Annotated in this window: 26 protein-coding genes; 20 read left to right on the top strand and 6 right to left on the bottom strand. The window is 41.7% G+C overall.

Annotation, left to right across the window (positions count from 1 at the left end; all coding sequences use genetic code 11):
• Positions 1 to 7 precede the first annotated feature (7 nt).
• Together F907_RS05825 and F907_RS05830 are read left to right on the top strand one after the other, a co-directional pair.
• Entirely contained in the window at positions 8 to 796 is a 789-nt protein-coding gene (locus tag F907_RS05825) for a glutathione S-transferase N-terminal domain-containing protein (protein WP_016652675.1), read from the top strand.
• 114 nt (positions 797 to 910) lie between these two features.
• Positions 911 to 1,264 (top strand): hypothetical protein, encoded by a 354-nt coding sequence (locus F907_RS05830; protein WP_016652674.1) that lies wholly within the window; start codon positions 911 to 913, stop codon positions 1,262 to 1,264.
• Positions 1,265 to 1,349: 85 nt separating this feature from the next.
• Here F907_RS05830 and F907_RS05835 read toward each other — a convergent pair whose 3' ends face one another.
• Positions 1,350 to 2,885, bottom strand: a complete 1,536-nt coding sequence (locus F907_RS05835; protein ID WP_016652673.1) for an acetyl-CoA C-acetyltransferase — start codon at positions 2,883 to 2,885, stop codon at positions 1,350 to 1,352.
• 223 nt (positions 2,886 to 3,108) lie between these two features.
• On the opposite strand from F907_RS05835, the gene F907_RS05840 reads away from it, so the two are divergent.
• From F907_RS05840 to F907_RS05850, 3 genes are all read left to right on the top strand, one after another.
• Positions 3,109 to 4,500, top strand: a complete 1,392-nt coding sequence (locus tag F907_RS05840) for a 3-oxoacyl-ACP reductase (protein ID WP_005271270.1) — start codon at positions 3,109 to 3,111, stop codon at positions 4,498 to 4,500.
• Between the two features lie 143 nt (positions 4,501 to 4,643).
• The gene (locus tag F907_RS05845; RefSeq protein ID WP_016652672.1) at positions 4,644 to 5,498 is read left to right on the top strand and encodes a MaoC family dehydratase; all 855 of its coding nucleotides are present in this window, start codon (positions 4,644 to 4,646) and stop codon (positions 5,496 to 5,498) included.
• Between the two features lie 80 nt (positions 5,499 to 5,578).
• A complete protein-coding gene (locus F907_RS05850; protein ID WP_016652671.1) occupies positions 5,579 to 6,832 on the top strand; it encodes a serine hydrolase domain-containing protein in 1,254 nt (417 codons plus the stop codon).
• Here the strand turns inward: F907_RS05850 and F907_RS05855 are convergent.
• Positions 6,829 to 7,347 carry a GNAT family N-acetyltransferase gene (locus tag F907_RS05855; RefSeq protein WP_016652670.1) on the bottom strand — a complete coding sequence of 173 codons (519 nt, stop codon included), beginning with the start codon at positions 7,345 to 7,347 and terminating at the stop codon, positions 6,829 to 6,831. The genes F907_RS05850 and F907_RS05855 overlap by 4 nt on opposite strands.
• A 7-nt stretch (positions 7,348 to 7,354) precedes the next feature.
• On the bottom strand, positions 7,355 to 7,945 hold the full coding sequence (locus F907_RS05860) for a TetR family transcriptional regulator (RefSeq protein WP_016652669.1): 591 nt from the start codon (positions 7,943 to 7,945) through the stop codon (positions 7,355 to 7,357).
• A gap of 126 nt (positions 7,946 to 8,071) precedes the next feature.
• On the opposite strand from F907_RS05860, the gene F907_RS05865 reads away from it, so the two are divergent.
• The gene (locus F907_RS05865) at positions 8,072 to 9,562 is read left to right on the top strand and encodes an MFS transporter (protein WP_016652668.1); all 1,491 of its coding nucleotides are present in this window, start codon (positions 8,072 to 8,074) and stop codon (positions 9,560 to 9,562) included.
• 42 nt (positions 9,563 to 9,604) lie between these two features.
• Here the strand turns inward: F907_RS05865 and F907_RS05870 are convergent, their stop codons facing one another.
• Positions 9,605 to 10,198, bottom strand: a complete 594-nt coding sequence (locus tag F907_RS05870; protein ID WP_016652667.1) for a Maf family protein — start codon at positions 10,196 to 10,198, stop codon at positions 9,605 to 9,607.
• Complete coding sequence (locus F907_RS05875) at positions 10,198 to 10,581, bottom strand: DUF2237 family protein (RefSeq protein ID WP_004653014.1); 384 nt, start codon at positions 10,579 to 10,581, stop codon at positions 10,198 to 10,200. Before F907_RS05875 ends, F907_RS05870 begins: the two co-directional genes overlap by 1 nt.
• 139 nt (positions 10,582 to 10,720) lie before the next feature.
• Here F907_RS05875 and F907_RS05880 point away from each other — a divergent pair, with 139 nt between their 5' ends.
• Together F907_RS05880 and F907_RS05885 are read left to right on the top strand one after the other, a co-directional pair.
• Complete coding sequence (locus F907_RS05880) at positions 10,721 to 11,908, top strand: phosphoglycerate kinase (protein WP_005271258.1); 1,188 nt, start codon at positions 10,721 to 10,723, stop codon at positions 11,906 to 11,908.
• A 154-nt stretch (positions 11,909 to 12,062) separates the two neighbouring features.
• Positions 12,063 to 12,308: a hypothetical protein gene (locus tag F907_RS05885; RefSeq protein ID WP_005271255.1), complete on the top strand. Its 246-nt coding sequence runs from the start codon at positions 12,063 to 12,065 to the stop codon at positions 12,306 to 12,308.
• Positions 12,309 to 12,356: 48 nt separating this feature from the next.
• On the opposite strand, the gene F907_RS05890 is transcribed toward F907_RS05885, so the two are convergent.
• Positions 12,357 to 12,740: a hypothetical protein gene (locus F907_RS05890; RefSeq protein ID WP_005271252.1), complete on the bottom strand. Its 384-nt coding sequence runs from the start codon at positions 12,738 to 12,740 to the stop codon at positions 12,357 to 12,359.
• 253 nt (positions 12,741 to 12,993) lie between these two features.
• Between F907_RS05890 and F907_RS05895 the strand changes: the two genes are divergently transcribed.
• The 12 genes from F907_RS05895 (at position 12,994) to F907_RS05950 (ending at position 25,048) form a co-directional block, all read left to right on the top strand.
• Complete coding sequence (locus F907_RS05895) at positions 12,994 to 13,572, top strand: nitroreductase family protein (protein ID WP_016652666.1); 579 nt, start codon at positions 12,994 to 12,996, stop codon at positions 13,570 to 13,572.
• Between the two features lie 48 nt (positions 13,573 to 13,620).
• Complete coding sequence (locus tag F907_RS05900; RefSeq protein WP_016652665.1) at positions 13,621 to 14,694, top strand: NAD(P)H-dependent glycerol-3-phosphate dehydrogenase; 1,074 nt, start codon at positions 13,621 to 13,623, stop codon at positions 14,692 to 14,694.
• Positions 14,695 to 14,751: 57 nt separating this feature from the next.
• Positions 14,752 to 15,207: a SixA phosphatase family protein gene (locus F907_RS05905; protein ID WP_005271242.1), complete on the top strand. Its 456-nt coding sequence runs from the start codon at positions 14,752 to 14,754 to the stop codon at positions 15,205 to 15,207.
• Between the two features lie 40 nt (positions 15,208 to 15,247).
• Positions 15,248 to 16,387 carry a type II secretion system protein GspL gene (gspL, locus tag F907_RS05910; RefSeq protein ID WP_016652664.1) on the top strand — a complete coding sequence of 380 codons (1,140 nt, stop codon included), beginning with the start codon at positions 15,248 to 15,250 and terminating at the stop codon, positions 16,385 to 16,387.
• Positions 16,387 to 16,866 carry a type II secretion system protein GspM gene (gene gspM, locus F907_RS05915; protein WP_016652663.1) on the top strand — a complete coding sequence of 160 codons (480 nt, stop codon included), beginning with the start codon at positions 16,387 to 16,389 and terminating at the stop codon, positions 16,864 to 16,866. Before gspL ends, gspM begins: the two co-directional genes overlap by 1 nt.
• 88 nt (positions 16,867 to 16,954) lie before the next feature.
• Entirely contained in the window at positions 16,955 to 17,962 is a 1,008-nt protein-coding gene (locus F907_RS05920) for a quinone-dependent dihydroorotate dehydrogenase (RefSeq protein WP_005271221.1), read from the top strand.
• Position 17,963: 1 nt separating this feature from the next.
• On the top strand, positions 17,964 to 18,557 hold the full coding sequence (locus tag F907_RS05925; protein ID WP_005240920.1) for a CvpA family protein: 594 nt from the start codon (positions 17,964 to 17,966) through the stop codon (positions 18,555 to 18,557).
• A gap of 24 nt (positions 18,558 to 18,581) precedes the next feature.
• Positions 18,582 to 20,120: an amidophosphoribosyltransferase gene (gene purF, locus F907_RS05930; RefSeq protein ID WP_016652662.1), complete on the top strand. Its 1,539-nt coding sequence runs from the start codon at positions 18,582 to 18,584 to the stop codon at positions 20,118 to 20,120.
• Between the two features lie 100 nt (positions 20,121 to 20,220).
• Complete coding sequence (locus F907_RS05935; protein ID WP_164743265.1) at positions 20,221 to 22,110, top strand: M48 family metalloprotease; 1,890 nt, start codon at positions 20,221 to 20,223, stop codon at positions 22,108 to 22,110.
• 126 nt (positions 22,111 to 22,236) lie between these two features.
• Entirely contained in the window at positions 22,237 to 23,037 is an 801-nt protein-coding gene (locus tag F907_RS05940) for an undecaprenyl-diphosphate phosphatase (protein ID WP_005271215.1), read from the top strand.
• A 101-nt stretch (positions 23,038 to 23,138) separates the two neighbouring features.
• Positions 23,139 to 23,936: a PaaX family transcriptional regulator C-terminal domain-containing protein gene (locus F907_RS05945; RefSeq protein ID WP_016652660.1), complete on the top strand. Its 798-nt coding sequence runs from the start codon at positions 23,139 to 23,141 to the stop codon at positions 23,934 to 23,936.
• A gap of 122 nt (positions 23,937 to 24,058) precedes the next feature.
• Positions 24,059 to 25,048, top strand: coding sequence for a fatty acid desaturase family protein (locus F907_RS05950; RefSeq protein WP_016652659.1), 990 nt, complete (start codon positions 24,059 to 24,061; stop codon positions 25,046 to 25,048).
• Positions 25,049 to 25,087 lie beyond the last annotated feature (39 nt).

Here is a 25,087-nt window from a genome sequence, read left to right as displayed (position 1 = left end):
TAACATTATGTTGAAAATGGTGAGCCATCAATTCAAGGTTTTACAATCTGTGTGTGCAACTGTAATTGAGGGTGGAAGAGGTGTTTCTGGTACACCATTTCCCAATCAACCAGCAAAAGCACTTAAGCTCTATGAGTTTGAAGGTTCGCCATTTTGCCGCCGTGTCCGCGAAGTCATCACCTTGTTAAATTTGGATGTAGAAATTTATCCATGTCCTAAAGGTGGTCAAAAGTACCGCCAAATCGTCAAAGCAAAGGGTGGAAAACGCCAATTTCCATTCTTGATTGATGAAAATACCGGTGACCAGTTATATGAGTCACAACAAATTATTCATCACTTGTTTAGACATTATGGGAAAACGGGTCAAACACCGAAAAAGTTTAGTCATTATCCAAAACTTCCTTATGTCTCTACGTTGGCTACCGTTGCCAATGCAGCGCGTGGTGTATGGATTAATCAGCAGATTATTGATCGTCCTGCGCCAGCACAGTTATTGGAATTATGGAGCTTTGAGGCGAGTCCTTATACACGTTTGGTTCGTGAAGTCCTGACTGAGTTGGAGTTGCCATATATTCTGCATAATGTCCCTAAAGAACGTTGGCAGGATATGGGGCCAGCAATTTTTCGTTTGAAGCCTGGAAAATATATTCCGTTGCCCAATGGCAAACGTGAAAAAATTGTTGAAGTGATGGGACGCGATATTCAGGTCCCATATTTGGTTGATCCGAACACAGGCGTAAAAATGTTTGAGTCGGCTAAAATTGTGGAATACCTCAAGAAGCAGTACGGGCAATAAATTGCGAGAAAGCATCTTTTAGAAGATGCTTTTTTTATTTGTGTAGTCAGCGGTTGCTTCCATCGAAGATTTAACGGTTTAATAGGCTCGAAAATAGCTATGTGATTACCCTCCATGTTAAGTCAACTCACCAATCTCTTTAAAAGTTCCAAAGAAACACCTGAGCAATTGTTTTTAAAAGAACATGCTTTGGTATTTGATGCTGAGCAAGGCGCCATTCTGAATGGTAGGGTCTTAAATGAGTTAGGCTTTCGTTTAGAATATTTCTCAAACCGAAAATTAGAGCGATTTGATGATCTGGAGAAGCTATTTCGGATTACACCGCAAATTAATGAAAAGATTGATTTGGAATTGCATTCGCAACGTTTTGTTGAGCGGTTGGGGAATACCGAAGAAAATTTGAAAGAACTTAAGCAAGCGATTAAAGTTTTAAATGATTATTATGTGAAGTTTAAACGGGCGAGATGAATGCAGCTACTGTGTAAGTCAACGATGTGCTCTAAATAAAAAAGCTGAATCAAGTGATTCAGCTTTTTTATGGGTAGGTGAACAATTATTTTTCAATAATCGCTGTTACACCTTGACCACCAGCAGCACAGATCGAAACGAGGATACGACCTGAACCTTTTTCATTTAAGATTTTCGCAGCAGTTGCAATGATACGACCACCTGTAGCAGCAAATGGGTGACCCGCAGCTAAAGAAGAACCTTTAATGTTTAACTTACTACGATCAATTGAACCTAAAGGCGCATCTAAACCTAAACGCTCTTTACAGAATTTCTCATCTTCCCAAGCTTTCAATGTAGAAAGAACTTGTGATGCAAATGCTTCGTGGATTTCATAGTAGTCGAAATCTTGAAGTTTAAGACCAGCACGCTCAAGCATACGTGGAACTGCATAAGCAGGTGCCATCAATAAGCCTTCTTTCTTGCCAACGAAGTCAACTGCTGCAGTTTCCGAGAAAGTCAGGTAAGCAAGGACTTCATGACCATTGGCTTTCGCCCATTCTTCAGAAGCTAAAAGTACACATGACGCACCGTCAGTTAATGGTGTTGAGTTACCCGCAGTCATGGTTGCAGCTTCGCCTTTACCAAAGACGGGTTTTAATTTCGCTAATTTCTCAGCTGTAGAGTCAGCACGTAAGTTGTTGTCACGGCTTAAACCCAAGAATGGCGTGATCAAGTCATCGAAGAAGCCTTCTTCATATGCTTTTGCCATTTTTTGGTGAGAAGAAGCAGCTAGAATATCTTGCTCTTCACGTGGAATACCCCACTCAAGTGCAGTAATTGCTTGATGGTCACCCATCGATAAACCTGTACGTGGTTCACCATTTTTAGGTGCGTCCATAAGATCTTTAACATTGATTTTCGCTAAAGCTTTTAAACGGTCTTTACCTGTTTTCGCAATGTTAAGTTCCAGAAGGGCTTTACGTAAGCCGTCACCGAAAGCGATTGGTGCGTCAGAAGTAGTATCAACGCCACCTGCGATACCCACTTCGATTTGGCCTAAAGCAATTTTGTTTGCGACAAGGAATGCTGCTTGTAAGCCCGTACCACATGCTTGTTGAATGTCATATGCAGGGGTTTCTGGTGCAAGTTGAGTGTTTAATACGCACTCACGTGTCATGTTGAAATCACGGCTGTGTTTTAGTACTGCACCAGCAACCACTTCACCTAGGCGTTGACCTTGCAGGTTGAAGCGCTCAACCAAACCGTTTAACGCAGCTGTAAACATATCGATGTTAGAAGCTGTGAAATAAGCGCCGTTAGAGCGAGCGAAAGGAATACGGTTACCGCCGATAATGGCAACACGGCGCACAGTGTTTTGGCTCATGGTTTTATCCTGTTGAACAGAAGGTTTGGTGGTTTTAGCTGCAGCTGCTTTCGTCGTTGTCGAAGAAGCAGTGCTTTTTGTCGTAGCCGCACTACGTGAGGTAGAGCGAGTACGCGTTGTTTTTGGTGTCGTCGTTGCGGCTTTCGGAGTTGCGCTTGCAGTTTTACGTGAAGTTGAAGCTGCTTTTGATGTATTTGACACAGTCTCTTGAGCTGAAGTCTCGACTGCTGGATTTTCTTGAGTTGTTTTGCTCATAAGGCTTTTCCAAGCATAATTGCGATATTCTTGCTACAAACATACCATATTTCCAATACTGCTGAATTGACTAGAATGACGCTTGAGACCACATTCAGGTCAAGACATCCAGACCTGAACTCAAGTATGATTTGCTATGAGTCAATCAGACATTGATTTCATGCCATATCCCAACATGATTCATGTGTTTGTAACAAATTCATTTGTATGAGAGATAATAACCATGACTGATCAGTACCAAGCATTTACACAATCACCATTAGGTAAGTTTGTCGTAAAAAATCTAGGTTTACCATCGCCAGTTGCGCTAGATCGTTTTGAAAGTGCTCAACCAGTTGTAAATGGTGCAGTATTGCTTGGCGCAGCACCATCAAGCACGATTTCTGCTGCGATTGCTCAGGTTTTGAGTAATATTCATGCAGATAGCTATGTGGGTAATAATGTTGAATTACAACAAACAGCTGCGAAAGTGGGTTTAAACCTTCGCCCACTGAATTCAGATGATAAAGAGTCTAAATTTAAAGCGGTTGTATTTGATGCTTCTGGTATTCAAGATTCAGAGCAGTTAAAAGCGTTATACGATTTCTTTAATCCTATTGCTCGCCAGATTTCAAGTTCAGGTCGTGTGATCGTGATTGGTACCACACCAGAAACTGCAAAAACAGTCAAACAAGCGATTGCACAACGTGCGCTTGAAGGTTTTATCAAGTCTGTTGGTAAAGAATTTAAAAAGGGGATTACTGCACAGGTGGTCTATGTCGATCAAGGTGCGGAAGCAAACCTTGAATCAACTTTACGTTTCTTGATTTCACCACGTTCAGCTTATGTCTCTGGTCAAGTGATTCGTGTTTCTAAAGCAGATGTGGTTGATTTGGACTGGGCAAAACCACTTGCAGGTAAAACTGCATTAGTGACTGGCGCGAGCCGTGGTATTGGTGAAGCGATTGCACATGTTTTGGCACGTGATGGTGCACATGTGATTTGCTTGGATGTACCACAACAACAAGCTGATCTTGAGCGTGTTGCGGGTTCAATTGGTGGTTCAGTATTGGCAATCGACATTACTGCTGCTGATGCAGGTGAAAAAATCAAAACTGCTGCTGCAAAACAAGGCGGTTTAGATGTAATCGTGCATAATGCGGGGATTACTCGTGACAAGACTTTGGCAAATATGAAGCCAGAGCTTTGGGATCTGGTGATCAATATTAACTTGTCTGCCATTGAGCGTGTTAACGATTACTTACTTTCTCATGATGGTTTAAATGCAAATGGCCGTATCGTTTGTGTATCATCAATCAGTGGTATTGCGGGTAACCTCGGTCAAACCAACTACGCTGTGTCTAAAGCGGGCGTAATTGGTTTGGTGAAATTTACTGCACCGACATTAAAGAATGGGATTACCATCAATGCTGTTGCACCTGGTTTCATTGAAACGCAAATGACTGCTGCAATTCCATTCGCGATTCGTGAAGCGGGTCGTCGTATGAACTCAATGAACCAAGGTGGTTTACCTGTAGATGTCGCTGAAGCGATTGCTTGGTATGCATCAACAGGTTCAACAGGCGTGACGGGTAACGTTGTTCGTGTCTGCGGTCAAAGCTTGTTAGGTGCCTAAGAACTTCAAGCTATAAAATCTTCCCTAACCCCTCTTTAAAAAGAGGGGAATTCCTAAAAATTAAAACCTGTATAATTTGTGGAAGCTCCCTCCTTTATGAAAGGAGGGTTGGGGGAGGATTCCTAAAATATAAAAGGTTTATTATGAATACACGTCATTTTAGTCAACTGCCAAAACCTTATTTAGCTTATCCAAAAGTCATTCAAGGTCTGATTTTCAAAAAGCCAAAGGGTGAAAAAGTATTACCACAAGTTGAATATGTGGTGGATACACTTAAGATTGATAGCAAACATTTAGAAAGCTATAACGAGATTTGTGGTTTTAAAAATGATGGTTTCGTGCCTGCGATTTATTTAGCTGTTTTATCGCAAAGCCTGCAAATGCATATGATGACCAGCGAAGCATTTCCATTCCCAATCTTGGGCTTGGTGCATATTCGTAACCAGATCAAGCAAACTCGCAAAATTGCTGTAAATGAGCAAATTACGCTGTCTTGTAAGTTTGGTGAGTTAAAACCGCACGACAAAGGCTTACAGTTTGATTTCATTACCACTGCCAAAGTGGGTGGTGAAGTGGTGATGGAGAGTTTAACCACTTATTTATCCCGCCAAAAAACTGAGAATAAAGCGACTGAAAAAGCCAAAGAATCTCAAGAGCCTGCTTATCAACCCCAAGCAGAATGGGCGATCTCAGAGAATACTGGACGTCGTTATGCCATGATTTCGGGTGACTTTAACTTGATTCATATCCATGCCGTAACTGCAAAAGCATTTGGCTTTAAACAGGCGATTGCACATGGTATGTGGAGTAAGGCAAAAGCTTTGGCGAGTATTGAGCTTCCAGCAGCGTATGAAGCAGATGTCTGGTTTAAACTGCCAATGTATTTACCTTCAACTGTTGAGTTTTTAACTGCGGCTGAGCCAAAACAAACAGATTTCCTGATTCGTAATGTGAAATCGAAAAAGCCGCATGTTGCAGGTACAGTAAAAGCCCTTTAATACCATCATGTCGTGCAAATGATCCCTGTTGTTCGCAACAGGGAGATTATAAAAACATAAATATCATAAGGAATTGAGCCGTGATTAAAGAAATTCTATTTGCCGATACGCAGCATTATCATGGCAGTGTTGATGAACGCTTTATTGATTTAGCAAGCCAATTTAGTCGCTTGCAAGATGCGCGTAGCCAGCAAGGTGGTGCGGCATTAGTGGTGTATTTCCAAGGTCAAAAAGTGGTTGATATTTTCACGGGTAAGAAATCTCAACAAGAAGATTGGCAATCCGATACTTTAGCGATGTGCTACTCAACCGGTAAAGGCATTCTGGCAACACTTGCACATATATTGGTCAGTGAAGGTGTGCTGGATTATGAACAGCCGATTGCCTATTACTGGCCTGAGTTTGCTCAGAATGGTAAAGCCAACATTACGCTACGTCATGTCCTATCTCATCAAAGTGGTCTATTTGATATTCGCAACACCATTGAAACAGCAACAGAAATGCTGGATTGGTCGCATATGCTGGAGGTTATGGCTGCGGCGACACCACGTTTTGCAGCAGGGCAAAGTTTTGCTTATCAGCCTTTAACTTATGGTTGGATTTTAGGTGGTGTGATTGAGAAAGCAGCCAAACAACCCTTAAGTTGGCTCATGCAGCGTTATCTTGTACAACCGCTTGAGCTGGATGGCGCGTATTTTGGTACACCAGCTTCAGAATTGGGTCGGGTGGCACGTTTATTGGAAAAACCAAAAGCACCATCAACAAGTGCGCCACAAAGTAAGAAAAACAATGCTCCACGTAAAGCATCTTTGTCAGAAAGATTATTGGAGCTTTCAGGTCAAAACCCACAAGATTTTCAGGATGCCATGATCCCTAAAGGGATGCGCAATTTTAGCTTCTATAGTGATGAAGGATTGCAAGCCGTGATTCCTGCGGCCAATGGTGTATTTACGGCGGATAGTTTGGCAAAAGTCTATGCCATGCTGGCCAATCAAGGGCAATGGCAGGGGCAGCAACTGATTCGCCCAGAAGTATTCAAGCAACTCAGTACGGTGCAAAGTAAAGCACGTGATCGCGTGATGCCGATTCCAATGCATTGGCGTTTGGGTTATCACCGTATTTTAACGATGGGCAAACGTGCGCCACATGGCTTTGGACATGTGGGCTTTAATGGTTCAGGTGCGTGGTGTGATTATGATCGTGAACTGAGTTTTGCTTATACGCATAACTTTAATGTGACTTCTGCAACAGGGGATTATCGTCTGTGGGGCTTGAGTCAAGAAACGCTTCGCTGTGCAGATGAATTATTAACAGGCCGCAAAGGCTGGTTTTAATTGGATTTAGATTGATAGGCTGGAATATGGTAAACCACCGCCTGATATTTCTTTTCAGTTTTCTGGGCTGCAACGGTTCCACCTAAAAACTCAGCCAGTTTTCGACTTGGCTGATTTTCGATTGCAACTGGATATAAGAAATATAGAGCGGATAGATGACCAGAAGCCCATTGAAAGACTTCAAACAAGGCTTCTTTAGCAAAACCTTGATGATGACAATCTTCTCGAATCCATAATCCCAGTTCGGGTGTAGAGGTCTGCATTCGATGAACACCAATGAGACCGATAAAGCGTTGATCTTGTTTGCTGCGTAAAACAAAATGTCGGTCGGTATTCTTTGTTTCTTTAACTAGCCAATCTTGACCAATTTTTTCTTGCGTTGCGAAGTTTTGAGCTGGTTCCCATGCCATATAGCGGGTTAATGTCGTTGTGACGCAAGGGTAGATGTCAATCAGGTCATCCATTTGAAATACAAATAAATCGAGTCTTCGGCTTTGTAATAATGGTCGTTTCATTTTTTACTCATTCTGTTTTTTTAAATAGTTCTGCTTGAATAATAGCTTCGGTATGGCGTTTAAAATCAGTTTCATTTAAACCGATTAAGCCTAACTTATAAATGCCTTCTAAACCACAGACAAAAGCGATGAGTCTCCATGCAATGTCATGGTGATTGGTGTCAAAATGAAACTCGCCTTGGGCTTGGCCTTCTTCAATTATATGTACAATAGAGCGGTGCCAGTCTTGCATGGCAATGTTATAAGCCAGTTTGATTTCCTGATCTTGGTCGATTAAAACCTCTGCTTCATTCCAAAGGCGTAAATAGGGCTGAATTTGCTCAATATTTTCACAGCCAAGCAAGAGGGAAAGACGTTGTAGATAATTGGCAGTCGTCACCTGATTTTCAATTTCATCTAATTGCTGCATCAGTTTAACAAAAGCTTCGGCTTTGAGCTGTGAGCTAGAGGCGAAGTGATGATGCACTTGCCCAGTCGAAGTTTGGGCTTCAGTGGCGATACGGCGAACCGTCATTGCAGAAAATCCTTCGTTTAAGGCAACTTGCATGGCGGCCTGCAAAATCATGTCACGACGCTGTTCGCGGTTTAAATAAGCCATTCTTTCTTTAATACCTATTGCATATACAAATCAGAAACAAACTCACTTAAATCCAAAAGTTGGACAAGTGTTCAATTTTGGTTATAATAACGCCAATTTGAACAGTTGTCCAATTTAGAGGCATTTATGTCACGCAAGTGGTTAATTCTTGCAATTGTTGTATTGATCTATATTCCTGTCGCGATTGATGCAACCATCCTACATGTAGCGACGCCAACTTTGAGCGAGTCGCTTTCTTCCTCAGCCAACGAGCTGTTATGGATCATTGATATTTATTCACTGGTCATGGCAGGGCTGATTTTACCGATGGGTGCCTTAGGTGATCGTATTGGTTATAAACGCCTGATGATCATTGGTGCAGTGTTATTTGGTCTAGCCTCATTAGCCGCCGCATTCTCACCAACGGCATTGGCATTGATTGCTTCACGCGCTTTATTGGCCGTGGGCGGGGCAATGATTCTGCCTGCAACCTTATCGGCAGTTCGTAATACCTTTCTGGATGAAAAACAGCGGAACTTTGCTTTAGGGATCTGGGCAACAGTTGGTGGTGGTGGTGCAGCTTTTGGTCCCTTACTCGGTGGCTTTTTGCTTGAGCATTTCCATTGGGGTTCAGTCTTCCTGATCAATGTGCCTATCATGATCACCGTGGTGGTATTGGCTGCATTTTTGATTCCAAAACAAACAGGTCAGCCAAAGCAAAACTTGAATTTATTGCAGGCGCTCGTTTTGGTGATCGCCATCTTGAGTATGATCTATGCAGTGAAATCGGTGATGCATGGTTTTAGCGTGTGGTCGGTTCTGATCTTTGCCGTCGGTTTTAGTTTGTTGGTTGGCTTTATTCGTCAGCAGTTGACTTCGAAATCACCAATGATTGATATTCAATTGTTTAAACATCCTGTCATTGCGACTGGTGTGGTCATGGCGATTGTGTCGATGATGGCTTTGGTGGGATTCGAGCTGTTGGTTTCGCAAGAGCTGCAATTTGTGTATCAGCTTTCGCCATTGGCCGCTGGGGCATTTATTTTACCGTTCATGATTGCGATTAGTTTAGGTGGTCCAATTGCCAGTCTGTTGGTCAACCGTTTTGGTCTACGTTCTGTTGCTTCATTGGGTATGCTGATGAGTGCGATGAGTCTGTGGGGCTTGGCCAATACTGACTTTATGCAAGCACAAATCCACGCATGGGCATGGATGGTGTTATTGGGTTTAAGTGTGGAAATTGCCTTACTTTCATCAACCTCTGCAATTATGTCTTCCGTTCCACCGAGCAAAGCAACGGCTGCGGGTGCGATTGAAGGAATGGCATACGAGCTAGGTGCAGGTTTGGGGATCGCATTTTTCGGTCTGATGCTGTCATGGTTCTATGCCAACTCGATTGTGATACCAAGCGATGTACCGAATAACATGCTGCAGCAGGCGAGTAGTTCAATTGGAGAGGCGATTCAAGCAGCGAAACAACTACAGCCAACAATTGCTGAACATTTGGTTCAGGCAGCGAAACAGGCCTTTAGCCAATCGCATCGTTCTGTACTGAATGTAGCTGCGTTATTGTTCTTGATTCTGTCGATTTTTATTTGGTTTGCTTTGCCAAAAAGAGTCACTGTAGTCGAGGAGTAAGCATTGACCCTGATCTAGATTGAGTTTAGGTCAGGGTACTTTTTAAGGAAGATTTAGCTCAAATTGACGTAATATTTTACACAGCTGAATCATTGGCAAGCCCATTAAGGTGGTTTGATCATCACCCATCATTTTCTCAAATAGACTAATCCCTAAACTTTCACATTTAAAACTACCCGCACAATGTAAGGGCTGATCAAGTTCAATATAGCGCTCGATTTCCGGCAATGTCAGTTGACGAAATTTGACTTGGTAATGTTCGACCAATGTGCGTTCAAAGCCAGATTGCAGATGTTGAACGCTCAGCGCAGTACTAAAAAATACGGTTCGACCTGAATTTTCCTGTAATTGCTGAATCGCATTTTCAACGCTTAAGGGTTTACCAATAAAATCATACGGGGCATGTTCACGCCAAGCCACTTGATCCGAGCCAATGATAATCGCATCGGGGTGTTGTTCTGCGATGACACGGGCTTTCTCAAAAGCGAGTCGCGTAGCCAGATCATCTGCATGCAATTCACCTTCTGTTGACTCATCAATATCTGGTGAAATACAGTGATAATCCAGCTTTAACCGATCCATCAGATCTTTACGGGTTTGGCTGCTGGATGCCAAAATCAGTTCACGTTGGCGCATCAGACCGCGTATTCCACCAGAATATTCAAGGGAACATAATGCAAAACGGCATTATGACAAGCATTTAATTTAATCGGTGGCGCTTGTCCAGCTTGATAAGCTTCGACCCAACGGGTGACACAGATACACCAGAAATCACCGGGTTTGAGACCTGGAAAGCCAACTTCGGGTAAAGGCGTGATCAAGTCATTGCCGACTTTTTGTGAGAAATTTAAAAACTCAGACGTCATTTGCGCGCACATGGTGTGCTGGCCTAGATCAGTGACCGCTGTATGGCAAAAACCATTACGAAAATACCCTGTAATCGGATCATAACAACAGCTGGCTAACGGTTCACCAAGGACATTTAAACGATTAATTTTAGGATCTGGATGGATAGACATAATAATATAAAAATTTAGTGATCTTGATTATCATAATCAAAACTGAAGCTTTCGGCAGCTTTTCTGCAAAAAAACTCACCTTTATTTCAGAGAATCATTTAAAATTACGCCGTTTTTAAAATCAACTAGAGAGCCATCCATGAATTTTCAGCGCATGACTGATCTTGATTTAACAGGTAAACGTGTCCTTATTCGTGAAGACTTAAACGTTCCTGTAAAAAATGGGGAAATTACCAGTGATGCACGTTTACGTGCTGCATTGCCAACCATTAAAGCGGCTTTAGAAAAAGGCGCGGCAGTGATGGTATTTTCTCATTTGGGTCGTCCTGTAGAAGGTGAGCCAAAACCAGAACAATCGCTTGCTCCAGTCGCTGCTTATTTAAGCAAAGCCTTAGGTCAAGACGTAAAATTATTCACAGATTATTTAGATGGTGTTGAAGTCGCTGCGGGTCAAGTGGTGTTACTTGAAAACGTTCGCTTCAACCATGGCGAAAAGAAAAATAACCAAGAGCTTGCAAAAAAATATGCAGCTTTATGTGATGTATTTGTGATGGATGCATTTGGTACGGCGCATCGTGCAGAAGCTTCAACAGAAGGTGCTGCACGTTTTGCACCAATCGCCGCTGCGGGTCCTTTATTGGCAGCTGAGTTAGATGCGCTTGGTCGTGCAATGCAAACCCCAGAAAAACCAATGGTGGCGATTGTTGCGGGTTCTAAAGTATCAACCAAACTTGATGTCTTAAACTCATTGTCTAGCATCTGCGATCAAATTATTGTGGGTGGTGGTATTGCCAATACCTTCCTTGCAGCAGCAGGCTATAACGTTGGTAAATCACTGTATGAAGCTGATTTGGTTGAGACTGCAAAACAAATCGCTGCAAAAGTGAGTGTTCCATTACCAACGGATGTTGTGGTTGCAGATGCAAGCCAAATCAACTTTGAAGACTTCTTGGGTTCATTGGCGAATGCTCAAGCGGTTGTAAAAAATGTTGCGGATGTTACAGACACTGACATGATCTTGGATGTTGGTCCTGAAACGGCAAAAGCATTTGCAAACATTTTAAAAACATCAAAAACCATTCTTTGGAATGGTCCTGTCGGTGTGTTTGAAGTGGATCAATTTGGTGAAGGAACTAAAGCGCTTTCACTGGCAATTGCTGAATCTGCTGGTTTCTCTATTGCAGGTGGCGGTGATACGCTTGCTGCGATTGATAAATACCAAGTTGCTGATCAAATTGGTTATATCTCAACAGGTGGTGGTGCATTCTTGGAGTTCGTAGAAGGCAAAACTTTACCAGCTGTTGCAGTATTGCTTGAGCGTGCATAATCAGGTTGCAATGAACTGATTCATCTGTAGATCATTAAAAAAGAGTTGATGTCCATCGGCTCTTTTTACTTTTGTACAACGATGCCGTCATGAAAATGTCATATATCTGAAATATGATTGTCACAACTTAACCAAGTAACTGTGGAAAGCCGTGATGAAATTCAAATTAACCCTTGCCGCTTTAATCATTGCTCCAATCATGCTCAGTGCATGTGCAAAGAAAGAAGAAGCGAAAAACGCTGAACAGCAAGATCAGACAGCTGCTGCTGTATCAACACAGACGACCCCAGAGCAACAAGCTGCAATTGATGCGATTGATAAGCCGAATTTAGATGAACACAATACAGATGCTGTTGAACAAGAAGCAGCTTCAGAAGTCGCTGCGAGCGAAGCTCACTAAGTGACAGTGCAGAAAAAAGCCGATGTTTGAACATCGGCTTTTTTGTATTTATGAATTGGCTTTGCAATAGAACGTGAGCGTCGTTTGATAATCGTCATCTTTTGCTAAAGATGCATTTTTACCTGTAAGGGTACCAAGCACACCTGCTGCAGCTTCGACCATTCGACCTGTTTGTTCATCGACTACACCTTTTAACACCCCTTGGTATGCAGTTTTTTCATCAACAACGACTGGCGCCGTATTGCGTGTACAGGTTTTTTGCGCTGCTGCAATCGCATTGTTTTTCGCGATTAGACTGGTTTTACCAATACCGGTCACTTCATATTGATTATTTTCTTTCTGAATCGCTAAGGTATTGGTCGGTGTTGAGGCACATGCCGTTAAACCAAGGGCTAAACCACCCAGTAAACTCATGATGACGGTTTTTTTCATGTTTTTTCTCAAGTTGCTGCTGAATTGTATTATTTGAACATAAAAACGCTGAGTGCTTTTGAGGGTTATGTACAGTTTGTGCAGGGACTCTGTTAATTTTTTCAAATGAATGATGAGCTTAGCAATTATTGCATTATCTATTTAACAGCAAGAATCAAGATATCCGGATTTTATAAGTACGAATTAAGCGTAGTGGAAATCATTCAGATTATGCTAATCTAGCGCCATCCTTGTGTTAGTTAGATTCATTTCAATGACGGACTCAATTATAGAGACAATTCATCAAAATATTCATCAACGTCAATCTATTGGGCAACTCATTGAGCCAGCGCCGAATACAGAACAACTCGAAAAAGCGGTGCAAGCAGCATTGACCGCGCCTGATCATCATCGTTTAAAACCCACCCGTTTTGTAATTATCACACCTGAGCAACGTGCCGCTTTTGGTGAGCATTTGGCTAAAGCTTTAGCTGATTTGGGTGAAGCTGATCCAGCACAGCTCGATCGCGTTAAACAGCATCCATTTCGTGCACCATTACTGGTATTAGCTTTAACATCGATTCAAGATCATCCTAAAGTTCCGCATTTTGAACAGATTTTAAGTACAGGTGCGGCGATTCAAAACTTTTTGTTATCCTTACAGGCGCAAGGTTTTGCCACAATGTGGCGTTCTGGTGCCGTCGTAGAATCGAACTGGTTAAAGCAGCAATTGGGCTTAAAAGAGCAAGATTTAATTTCAGGGATTATTTATATTGGCACAGCAGCGAAAGCGATTGCACCTCGTGCAGCCATTGATAGCCAAGATTTTGTAAAAATATGGCAAGACAGCTAAGCTTTTTTAGCCATTTATTAAAGAAAAAAATTCGTTTCAGGATAAAAAATGTCAGAGTTAAATTTTAGCGATTTGGTTGAGCCAGTTGCCGTAGATCAGAAAACAGCATTGCGAATTACCGTCTTGGGTGGTGGCAGTTTTGGTACGGCGATGGCGAATTTAGCGACCAGAAATGGCTGCGATACCATGATCTGGATTCGTGATGCTGCTGTTGCTGAAGAAATTAATCAAACCCATATTAATAAACGCTATTTACCTGATTATCCATTGGAAACGGGTTTGCGTGCGGTTGCGGATCTGGAACTTGCAGTACGTGATCGTGACATTATTCTGGTTGCGATCCCAAGTCATTCTTTTCGTGATGTCTTAAAACAAATTGCGCCGTTTATTAGCTCACAAGCAGTCGTTTCATTGACTAAAGGGATTGAAGCAAAAACCTTTAGTTTTATGAGTGAAATCATTCGTGCAGAATTACCTGAAGTGCCTTATGGGGTGCTATCTGGTCCAAACCTCGCCAAAGAGATCATGGCGGGTATGCCATCTGGGACGGTCATTGCCAGTGAATCAGAACTGGTACGTTACGCAGTGCAACATGCTTTACATAGTGCCTTGTTCCGTGTATTTGGCAGTGATGATGTGCATGGCGTTGAATTGGGTGGCGCATTAAAAAATATCTATGCAGTGGCTATGGGGATGGGTGGTGCGTATAAGATTGGTGAAAATACCAAGAGCATGATTTTAACCCGTGCTTTGGCTGAAATGAGTCGTTTTGCGGTCAAGCAGGGTGCTAATCCATTGACGTTTTTAGGCTTGTCGGGTGTGGGTGATTTGTTCGCGACCTGTAATAGTCCATTAAGTCGTAACTATCAAATTGGTTTTGCGTTAGGCTCAGGGAAAACCCTAGACCAAGCGACCAAAGAGCTCGGTCAGACGGCTGAAGGGATTAATACCATTGTTCAGGTGCGAACCAAAGCCGAAGAGCTGGATGTGTATATGCCGATTACCAATGCACTTTATGATGTAATTTTTGAAGGTGCACCGCCAATGACGATTGCATTGTCATTGATGAAGAATGGTCATCGTAGTGATGTGGAATTTGTTTTACCGCATCATGAAGTCTAATCAAAAAACTGTCATCAATCATGGTTATGCTATAGGAATAAAAAATAAGGTCGTTTTATGCAGTTAACTTTAGTTCGTCACGGTGAAGCGTCTCCAGCTGTTAATGGAAACGATATGCAACGCCCGCTCACGCCACGTGGGCATCAACAAGCTGAGCAAACAGGTCAGTTTTTAAAAGATATTATCCAGCCAGAAATCTTTGTGGTGAGTCCGTTATTACGTGCTCAGGAAACGCTGGCGCATATCAAGGCACATTTTCACGGTATTCCAGTTTTAATTTGCGATAAGATTAAACCTGATGATGATGCCAAAGATGCGATTGAATGGTTATCCAAATTACCCTATGAGTCGATTGCAGTGGTATGTCATATGAATGTTGTGGCACATATTGAAGAACAATTGACACATGAAGGCTTTAATCCATTTGCATTGGCCGAAGCACGTATTTATGATCAAGCTGTGATCGCAAATGGTTTGTCGACGCAAAAGAATCGTTTTACACCAACATTATAATTTTTATATATCCGCAATAGGATAAGGGTACTGAACACCGATGCTGTATTTATGGATGCCCGAAACCAATGGAACATGGTATTGGTCGGCAGGGGAAAATTGGTTGCAGGCACAGAGTCTTGAACAGTTGATTCAGGACTTGCAAGAGCATCATGGAAAAGAGGCTGTGGTTTATTTTCCAAGCCGAAATGCGCAATTATTACAACAGCCCATGAGCAAAGTGCATTACAAACAATTGGGACAGGAGGGTGTTAAATACCTCTTGGAAGAGTTTGTGACCTTGCCAATTGATCAAATGAAAGTGGTACATCATTTTCAAAATGATCAGCTCAATATCTTGGGTGTAGCGCAATATTCGATTGAAACTTGGCAACATGCACTCAGCCTTTTACCGATCCAAATTACAGCATTCTTGCCTGACTTTTTGATCGCACCTGAGCCTGAACCGAATCAAGTGGTGCTGCTCAATCTGCATGAGCATTTATTGGTAAGAGAAAATGCTTGGTCTGGGAACTCAATTGATGAGCTAGCGCTATATCTCGAGTTTCAGACAGCAGAAACCCAGTATAAATTTGCGAATTTAAATGCTGGTCAGTTAGAGAGTCTTGCAACTGTATCCACTAAAGATCAGCGCACCGAATTTAGTTATCAATTTGAACCGTTGTTAAGACCTAAACAACATCCGTTTAATGTTTTACCCAAAGCAAAAAATGCTGAAATACAATGGTCTGGCTATTGGAAAGCTGCATTAGCCGTATTATTGGCTGTGATTATTGTACAGCTTGGCTATGATGCTTTGCGTTGGTCGAAGTTGAAAAAAGTGGCTGATCAAACCTCAGCTCAAGCGATTGAACAATATAAAGCTTGGTTTGGTGAAAGTGGTCGTGTGACTGAACAAAATCTGAAAAGCTCATTTGAAGCACAACTGCGTATGAGTCAACTCGGCGATACACAAGCACTGTCACTCTTAAGCCGTGTTGGTCCAATCTTGATGCAAAAACAGATCGTAGCGCAACAAGTGAGTTATGATGCCTCGACCTTGGCTCTGTCGCTTAAAGCAAAATCTGCGGATGATTTACAAGGCTTAACGCAGCAATTGAACCAACAAGGTTTTCAAGCTGAATTAGGCAATGTACAGGCAGATAGTGTCGGTGCAATTGGGGTGGTGAAAGTAAAATAATGAAAGCATTAACTCGATTACAGAACAGCTTCGATCAGAAAGTTGAAGCATTAAATGAATATCTACAAAGCTTATCTGCCCGTGAACGGGTGATGGTGATTGTCACCGCCGTTTTTGTGGTTGTGGCCGCTATTGGCTCATCTTTATGGCAAATGCATGCTTTGGCAGACAAGCAACAGAAACGCTTGAATGATCTAAAAGATATTACCGTGTGGATGCAGAGCAATGCAGCAACGATGAAGCCAGCCAATGATCAAGGATTAACGGCGGCAGATAAAATCCAGCGTACCGCACAACAACAAGGTTTGGCTGTTTCTTCACAACAAAATGGCGAGCAGATCCAGTTGGTTGCTGAACATCAGAACTATGCGGTATTGGCTAACTTTTTGATGCAATTGTCACAAGCAGGCATTAGTATTCAAAAAATGGATCTGGTCTCAAATAATAATCAGATTAAATTAACTGCAACAGTACAGTAAGCAATTAAAAACCCTATGTCAGGCATGGCGTTTTGGTACGCCTATGCCTATAATACGTTTACTTGAAAATCAGTAGACTGTGATTGGTATGTTATATTCATTGGCTCGCCCTTTGTTGTTTACTTTAGCGCCAGAGCGTGCACATGAACTTACACTTTCTATGCTAGATAAAGCTCATAAATTGGGCTTTATGCATCAGAAAGTTGCTGCAAAACCTGTGACATGTATGGGAATTGAGTTCCCAAACCCTGTCGGTCTTGCTGCTGGGCTAGATAAAAATGGTGCACATATTGACGCTTTAGCGGCATTAGGTTTTGGTTTTATTGAAATTGGAACCATTACACCACGTCCACAGGCAGGTAATCCTCAACCGCGTTTATTCCGTATCCCACAAGCAAAAGCGATTATTAACCGTATGGGTTTTAATAATGATGGGGTGGATAAGCTAATTGAGAATGTCAAAGCGTCGAAGTTTAAAGGTGTTTTGGGCATCAATATTGGTAAAAATGCGGATACACCTGTTGAAGATGCAGTATCCGACTATCTGATTTGCTTAGAAAAAGTTTATAATTACGCGTCTTATATTACGGTTAATATTTCATCACCGAACACCAAAAATTTACGTAGTTTGCAAAGTGGTGATGCGCTCACAGAATTGTTGCATACTTTAAAAGATCGCCAACTCGAACTGGCAGATCAATATAATCATTATGTTCCTCTCGTCCTTAAAGTTGCGCCAGATTTAACCCCTGAAGATATTCAATTTATTGCAGCACAATTATTGCAATTCAAAATTGATGGTTTGATTGTGACCAATACTACCTTAGGTCGTGAAGGTGTGGAAAACTTGCCAAATGGCAATGAGGGCGGTGGTTTGTCTGGCGCCCCAGTTTTTGAAAAGAGTACTGAGTGCTTGCGCCAATTTGCTGAAGTATTGGCAGGACAAATTCCATTGATTGGCGTTGGTGGCATTTTAGCAGGGCAACAGGCTGTCGCGAAACAACAAGCAGGTGCGCGTCTGGTACAAGTTTATAGCGGACTGATTTATACAGGCCCAACACTCGTCAAAGACTGTATTGATGCGATGACAGTGTGAAATGAATACACTTGATATCATTATTCTGGTCATCTTGCTCATTGGAGGGCTGAACGGTTTGCGTCAAGGATTTATAAAAGCCTTTGCGAACTTGATCGGATGGATATTCGCATTGATCGTTGGGGCAAAGTACGCCGTTGTATTGGCACCTGCGATGAGCAGTTTAAGCCAAGATCCTGTTGTACAGAAAATTGCGGCTTTTGCCTTTATTGTATTGATCATTGTGGTCTGTACATGGATTGTGTCTGCCTTACTGAATGGCCTCTTGAAAAGTTTGAAATTGGGCCCATTAAATCGTTTAGCAGGTGGTGCTTTTGGTTCGTTAAAGGGACTTTTAATTGTCCTCATTGCAATGCAAGGCTTAGGGCCTTGGGTTGAGAGCTCGCCACACTGGAAACAGTCTAAATTTGTACAGATTCTATTACCTTATGCGCCTTTGGCAACTGAATTGTCCAAAGATGCAGCAAATCAAGCTTTAAATCAAATGACATCTGAGGGGGCGTTATTACATCGCCCTTCGAAAGAAATGGACGAATCAGAACGAGCGTCAGTCAACGAACGTTCTGATCATTCGACGAAAAACCCTTTTTATTAATCGCTAGCTTGTCGCGAGGTTGCTATGTGTGGAGTTGTTGGGATAGCCGGTAAATCACCAGTGAACCAAATGTTATTTGATGCCTTAACGATGCTGCAACATCGAGGACAGGATGCTGCAGGGATCGTAACCTGCCATCAAGGGCGTTTATTCCTCCGCAAAGATAACGGTATGGTACGTGATGTATTCCATACGCGTCATATGCGTGCATTACTTGGAAACTATGGGATTGGACATGTTCGTTATCCTACAGCAGGTTCATCAAGCAGTGCAGAAGCACAGCCATTTTATGTAAACTCTCCCTACGGTATTACCCTTGCGCACAATGGTAACCTGACCAATGCTGCTGAAATTCATGATGACCTGTTTAAAACAGATTTACGTCACATGAATACAGATTCTGATTCTGAAGTTTTACTGAATGTGTTTGCGCATGAGTTACAGAAGATCGGTACTTTAAATCCAACACCAGAAGATATTTTCCACACCGTTTCTCGCGTACATGAGCGTTGTAAAGGGGCATATGGTGTTGTCGCAATGATTACAGGCCATGGTCTGGTCGGTTTCCGTGATCCAAATGGTATTCGTCCTTTGGTTTACGGTTCTCGTGAGACCGAACAGGGTGTAGAGTATATTATTGCTTCTGAATCAGTTGCGATTACTGCACTTGGTTTTAAAGTTGAACGTGATATTGCACCTGGTGAAGCAATTTTTATTGATAGTGATGGTCAACTGTTTACCAAGCAATGTGCTGCAAATCCTGAATATCGCCCATGTATTTTTGAATATGTATACTTTGCGCGTCCAGATGCAACGATTGACGGTATTTCAGTATACAAAGCCCGTTTAAAAATGGGGGAGAAGCTGGCACACAAGATTCTGAAAGAATGGGGTGAGCAACACGACATCGATGTGGTGATTCCAATTCCAGATACCAGTCGTACTTCTGCTTTAGAATTAGCGAATATTTTAGGTGTGAAATTCCGTGAAGGTTTTATGAAAAACCGTTACATCGGACGTACCTTTATTATGCCAGGTCAGCAACAACGTAAAAAATCGGTTCGTCAAAAGCTGAATCCCGTTGCGCTTGAGTTTAAAGACAAGAACGTTTTATTGGTCGATGACTCGATTGTACGTGGTACAACTTGTAATGAGATCATTCAAATGGCACGTGACTCTGGCGCGAAGAAAGTTTTCTTTGCTTCTGCTGCACCAATGGTGAAATATCCAAATGTGTATGGTATTGATATGCCAGCAAAAGCCGAGTTGATTGCTTCAGAGCGCAGCGTTGAAGAAATTCGCGAGATTATTGGTGCTGACCGTTTGATTTTCCAAGACTTGGAAGATTTGAAAAATGCAGTTCGTACCAGCAAAGTTCCTGATTTAACTGAGTTCGATTGTTCAGTATTTGATGGTGTATATGTGGCTGGTGGTATTGATCAGGCCTATCTTGATAACCTTGAACAAATGCGTAGCGATTCTGCGAAAAATAAATCAGATAGTTATATTGATGTGAATATCGATGCAGCATCGGTCGATTTAACTGGTATTAAAGAAGAGTAATCATCTTAATCCATAGAAAAGCGGGAATTTCCCGCTTTTTTATTTTATGATAGGGGTTAAGAAAACCTTAACTGAAACAATGTAATCGGGAAAACTTACATTGAAAGAAATGAGCCATTATTTAATTGAAAATAAGAATATTGCATGGTCAGTCAGCTTTTGCCTTCTTGCGATGTTACTTACCGTCTTTATTCTCAATTTGATTTTGGGATTGGTCGTTCATTTTTTTGATTATTCACAACCGATTTGGTGGCATGTTCTTAGCCCGTATTTTATTGTTTTACTGTTTTTTGTTTTGTTCTGGTCGGTTGGCGTAGAGCTGTATGTCTTGCGTGAAGGTGGTCATTCACTGGCGAAACAGCTTAAAGCGCGGCGTCTGGTTTTTGATGAAAGTATTCCGGAAGAAAGTACCGCATTAAAAGTGGTCGAACAGATTGCCAGAAGTTTTGATATTGATACACCTGCGGTTTATGTACTCCCTGATGAAGTGGGCGTGAATGCACTAACAGCAGGATTTAGATCCCAGGATATCGTAATTATTCTGACGTGGGGTGCATTACAAAATCTGGATGAACTTGAGCTTTATGGTTTATTGAGCTATGAGTTTAACCAGATTTTATCTGGTGAAGCAGTAGAAAATACCAAGCTGAAAATTCTATATAGTGGGTTAACGACGTTTAGTCAGTGGGGAAGTAAGCTGGCGCAAGCAGGTTATAACCCTTATGTTACGTCTTATCGGAATAAATTTGAGACTATCTTTGTTGCAATTGGCGGGGTGATTTGGCTGATTGGAAGTTTAGGTATTTTGATTACCCGTTGTATTAAATATCTGACGCTTAGTGGTCGTACTTTTCGTAATGATCTGAAAACCATGCGTTTAATGAACAATAATGCCAATATTCAGACTTTGTTGCGGATTTATGTGCATCATTCAGGCTCTCAGATTCATAGTGCTTATTCTGAATCGATTTCACATATGTGCTTCGCCAATTCATTGAGTCCGCAAAGTTGGATGAATATCCATCCAAGTATCAAAGACCGAATTTATGAACTCAATCCAACCTTGTTGCAAGACCTACAATTAGAAAATTTAAGAAAGCTTCGTAATCGGCCCTTGTTCAGTTTATTTCGTTCCTTGGAGGAAGAGGGCGCTGATATTACGATGCCGTGGAGTTCACCACAGCCATTACCTTTACTGCGTTTGTCACCGATTAGTTTTGCTTTAAATGATGCAATTAAACCCCTTAGCTCAGAAGTCCGCAAGAATAAAAAACGCCCAGAGTTAATTCAAAGAGCAATGCAGACTGCAACGGGCTCACGGGAAGTCATGGTCGCGATTTTAATGATTCGCCAGTATCGTGAATTTATTCCTCAAGAAGCCCCAGTCAGTCATGCAATTGTCGATGCTTTATTGAATCTGGATGGCCGTATTCATGTACAGATTTTTCATGACGCCTGTAAAAACATTGGTCATATGCCGACCAGTATTGCCCGACAGTTTCTCACCAAACTTGCTTGTATTATTCAAGAAGATGGCGAGGTTGGACTGCTTGATGCCTTGTTGCTGGAACGCGTCAAGCAAGAACTTAATTTAATGCCTGTGCATTTACCTACGGCTTATGAGGATATTAAATCTCAGATTGTGCATTTGATTGATGCGCTATTGCATGTGCAGCAGATTAATAGTCCAAATCAGTTAGAGGTACGTGAACGTATCTTACAAATGCTGCTGACCGAAGATGAAATGCAAACTTATGCTGATATTTCAGATGAGCCACTCGATTTGGCTGAAATATTGAATGATGTTTCGGGTTTGTTGTTACGTGATCGTCTGAATATTTTATCTATTGCAGAACGATGTCTCTGGAATGACCGTATTATCACGCAGGATGAACTTGATGTTTTAGCACTTTTATATTGGCGTTTGGGTTTTGATACGCATGAAGTGGTCGAGCAAATGCAAAAGAAAAATAGTCTGATGATTATTTAAGGGACATTTTTATCTTCATCTGAATTTTTCGTAAAAACGTTACGTGACAGTCACATAAAAGGATGACATTTCAGGGTAAGCTTGCCATTTATTTTTATTTTTATATTACGTACTTTTGAGTAAGTTATGGAACATATTGAAATTTTAAAAGCCTTATTTTTGGGTTTTATTGAGGGTCTTACCGAATTCCTACCCATTTCAAGTACAGGTCATTTGATTTTATTTGGTCATATGATTGACTTTCATTCTGATGATGGTCGCGTGTTTGAAGTTGTTATTCAGCTTGGTGCAATTTTGGCTGTGTGCTGGCTATACCGTCAAAAGATCTTTGACTTGGTCAAAGGTTTCTTTAGTGGAGATGCAGAATCGCGGCATTTTACTTTTAGTGTCTTGCTCGCTTTTATTCCAGCCGTTGTGATTGGTATTTTTGCGGTTGACTTTATCAAAAGTGTTTTGTTTAGCCCGCTTGTAGTGGCATTCGCTTTGATTATTGGTGGTTTAATCATTTTCTGGGTTGAGTCCAAGAACTTTGATCATAAAACTACAGAGGCGACTAAAATCACCTACAAGCAAGCATTTTTGGTGGGTTGTGCGCAATGTGTTGCGATGATTCCAGGTACATCTCGTTCAGGTGCAACCATTGTGGGGGGGATGTTTGCTGGCTTGTCTCGTAAGGCAGCAACTGAGTTTTCCTTCTTCTTGGCCATGCCAACCATGTTGGGTGCAGCAGTCTTTGACTTAGCACGTAATGCGGATGTATTGACGCAAGACAACATGTTGAATATTGGCGTTGGTTTTGTGGCAGCATTTTTTTCAGCGCTGTTGGTGGTGAGTGCACTGGTGAAGTTTGTTGAACGCCATACTTTACGTGTGTTTGCTTGGTACCGTATCGTGCTCGGTATTATCTTATTGTTTGTGTTCCTATAAAAAAATAAAAATATCTCCCTTTTGGCAACTGCAGAAAGGGAGATTCTCCGCTAAAATTTTTCCTCTTCACTTCTACATCCCAGATCTGGTTCGATAGCACAATGACAATAGCGAAAATGAATGCTCGAGACTTAATTATTGATTTATTGCTAGGTCTTCAGGGACGAGCGATTTCCATTAAGCAAATTATTCTTGCAGCAAGGCTATTTGAGATTAGTGAAAATAGTATTCGTGTTGCGGTTACGCGTTTATCTGGCGATGGGGTAATCGAGGCTATTGAACGTGGAACCTATCAATTTACCCTTCAGTCACATGAATGGGCCAATGTGATGCTGAACCGTAAGCATGGTACCAAACAAACGAAAGTCTGGAATCAACACTATCTGGGTGTTTTTACTGGTGAGTTAGGGCGGGTTGATCGAACTGCATTGAATCGTCGGGAGCGGGCCTTAAAGCACTTTGGCTTTAAAGAGTTGGAACAAGGGATCTATATTCGTCCTGATAATTTAGTAATTTCTTTTGAGCAGCTTTTTTCTGAATTGCAGTTGTCTGGTTTAGAAGCCAGCGCAAAAATTTGCCAAATTAGCCATTTCGATACAATGACTGTTGATCGAATTCCAAAATTGTGGGCCACACAGAATTTAAATCAAAACTATGAAAAATATAACCATATGATTCAAACTTGGCTATCGACAGTTCATCAACTGAGTTTAGAGGAAGCTGCTCGAGAGTCGTTACTACTGGGACGACAGACCATTTCACTGTTGATGAATGATCCTTTGCTGCCTGAAAGTTTTGTGGACGTACAGCTTCGAGAGCAATTTGCGCAAAGCGTGCAACAATTGGATCAGACCGGTTTAGAATCTTGGCGGAAATTCTACGAGGGTCAAATCGATTAAATATTGATTACAAATATTACATATAATTTAATTTTAATAGATTGACAGAAATATTACTTAATTTAAAATAAAAATATAAATTGTGTAGTTTTAGAAAAATAGAACACATAGAGGGAAGGATGATGAATACACGTGTGGCGATTAGCGACCTATTTAGTCGGGAAGAAATTACTGAGCTTACGAGCAAATCAGACCTGCATGGCAGTTGGGCTGTATTTTCAACTTGGGCGGTGATTGGTGGAACCTTTGCTGCGGTTGCAAGCTCTTGGGAATATTTACCTGCCTGGGGCAAGTTACTGATGTGTATTGCCGCTTTGGTGATTTTGGCAGGCCGTCAGTTGGCTCTTGCAATCATTATGCATGATGCCTCCCATCAAAGTTTATTTAAAACCAAATGGCTGAATGACACCTTAACCGATTGGCTTTGTGCACGACCCATCTGGAATGATCTACATAAATATCGAAAGCATCATATGCGCCATCACAGTAAAACTTCAACAGAGGATGATCCAGACCTTTCCCTTGTAACAGGATTCCCAACCTCTAAAAAGTCCTTGATGCGTAAATTTATGCGGGATTTGTCTGGTGTGACGGGGTTTAAATTTGCGGTTGGGCGTGTATTGATGGATGTTGAGAAAATGGAATGGACGGTCTCGAATGATCGTCGCTGGATTTCGCAGGAAGGGCGACATTGGATGGATTATCCCAAAGCATTCTTAAAAAATAGTGGGGGTGCAATTGCAACCAATGCGGCTTTATTTTCAGCCTTATGGGCGGCAGGTCATCCTAAACTTTATGCGCTTTGGGTATTGGCCTATTTAACTCCGTTTCCATTATTCTTACGGGTGCGTTCTATGGCAGAACATGCAGGGATGCCAAGTAGTCATAGTGCCTTGAGCAACACTCGTACGACTAAAGCAGGCTATATTGCACGTACTTTGGTTGCTCCAATTCATGTTAATTATCATAAAGAACATCATTTAATGGCAGCGGTACCTTATTTCAAACTACCAAGAATGCATGAGATGTTGCGTGAACGTGGACATGTTTCAGAGCCACCAAGCTATTGGCAAGTACTAAATGAGCTTTCAAATCAGGAAGAGAAATCATAGTTTTTTGATTTTAAAGTGAAAATAACACAATATATGGGA

This window comes from Acinetobacter colistiniresistens (assembly GCF_000413935.1).
In the GTDB taxonomy this organism is placed as follows: domain Bacteria; phylum Pseudomonadota; class Gammaproteobacteria; order Pseudomonadales; family Moraxellaceae; genus Acinetobacter; species Acinetobacter colistiniresistens.
This window is presented reverse-complemented; position numbering and strand designations above follow the sequence as displayed.